The sequence below is a fragment of the Gemmata algarum genome (assembly GCF_034097035.1).
GTDB lineage: Bacteria > Planctomycetota > Planctomycetia > Gemmatales > Gemmataceae > Gemmata > Gemmata algarum.
This window is the reverse complement of sequence record NZ_JAXBLV010000095.1, coordinates 1-1204: the sequence shown is the minus strand read 5'-3', so window position 1 is coordinate 1204 and position 1204 is coordinate 1. Positions and strand designations below refer to the sequence as shown.

Genomic DNA, 1204 nt, shown 5'->3' with positions numbered 1-1204 from the left:
CCGATCTGGCTTGCACGGACTGATTGGTAGGTGGTAAGAGCTTACGTTGTAGGGTTGTGATTTTCGGCCCGCTTGTTGGGATCGGTCATGGACGACCTGAGCCGCTTCTGCTGCTTGAACCCCGATTGCCCCGATCACGGCAAACGGGGCCACGGCAACCTGACAGTCCCGGCACGGTACGGGCCGAACAAGACCCGTGTGCTCCGCTGTTCCACCTGCAAGGCCCGCTTCTCCGAACGAAAGGGCACGCCCCTGTTCGGCGCACGGCTGCCCGCCCAGACGGTGGTCTCGGTCTTGGCCCATGTGGCCGAAGGGATTGGCACCCGCAAGACCGCTCGGGTGCTCGGGGTGAACAAGGATACTGTCACCCGTCTCATCCGAGCCGCCGGCCAACATGCCGAGCAACTCCACGACGAGCTCGTGGCTTTTTCCCCCGACCACCAACGAAGTCCAGTTCGATGAGAAGTGGGACTTCGTGGGCAAAAAGGAGAAGAACTGCGAGCCCGAGGAGCGCACCCACGGAGACTGCTGGGACCACGTGGCCCTCGACCCCGAAAGTCGATTGGTCGTGAGTCTGGTGGTGGGCAAAAGGACCGAGGACGCAACCCACGAGTTGGTCGGCGACTTCCACCGACGGACCGGCGGTCGTGTGATGCGACTGATGACCTCCGACGAATACCCGGTGTACGCGTCGGCGATCCGGGACACGTACGGGCACGTGGTAACGCCCCCGCGAACCGGGCGACCGGGACGTCCCCGCAATCCGTACACGGTGGTTCCGCCCCAGGTGACGTATGCAACCGTCCACAAAAAGCGTGAGAACAACCGGGTGGTGGGTGTGAGTACGCGATTGGTGCTCGGAACGGCGGTGGCCCTGGCATTAGCCCTGGTGGCATCGGCGGTGAGCACCGTGGTGAACACGTGCTTCGTGGAGCGCCACAACGGGACCGATCGGAACCGGTGTAGTCGCAAAGTGCGCAAAACCTATGCGTTCTCGAAGGACTGGCAGACGCACCGAGCGGCCACGAAGTTCAGCTACTTGAGCTACAACTTCTGCTGGCCCGTGCGGACCCTGCGTGTGAAGGGCGAGGACGGTCGCTGGCGAGCACGAACCCCGGCGATGGCCGCCAAACTCACCGATCATGTCTGGTCATTGCGAGAGTGGCTGACCTTCCCTGCCGTGCAACGAAAGTAGGACACCACC

2 protein-coding genes are annotated in these 1204 nt (G+C 63.0%); both read left to right on the top strand.

The window, feature by feature from the left end:
• Positions 1-87 precede the first annotated feature (87 nt).
• On the top strand, positions 88-462 hold the full coding sequence (locus R5W23_RS08760) for a helix-turn-helix domain-containing protein (protein ID WP_320686007.1): 375 nt from the start codon (positions 88-90) through the stop codon (positions 460-462).
• On the top strand, positions 395-1195 hold the full coding sequence (locus tag R5W23_RS08755; protein WP_320686006.1) for a hypothetical protein: 801 nt from the start codon (positions 395-397) through the stop codon (positions 1193-1195). The genes R5W23_RS08760 and R5W23_RS08755 overlap by 68 nt, the downstream gene beginning before the upstream one ends.
• The last annotated feature ends 9 nt before the right edge of the window (positions 1196-1204 follow it).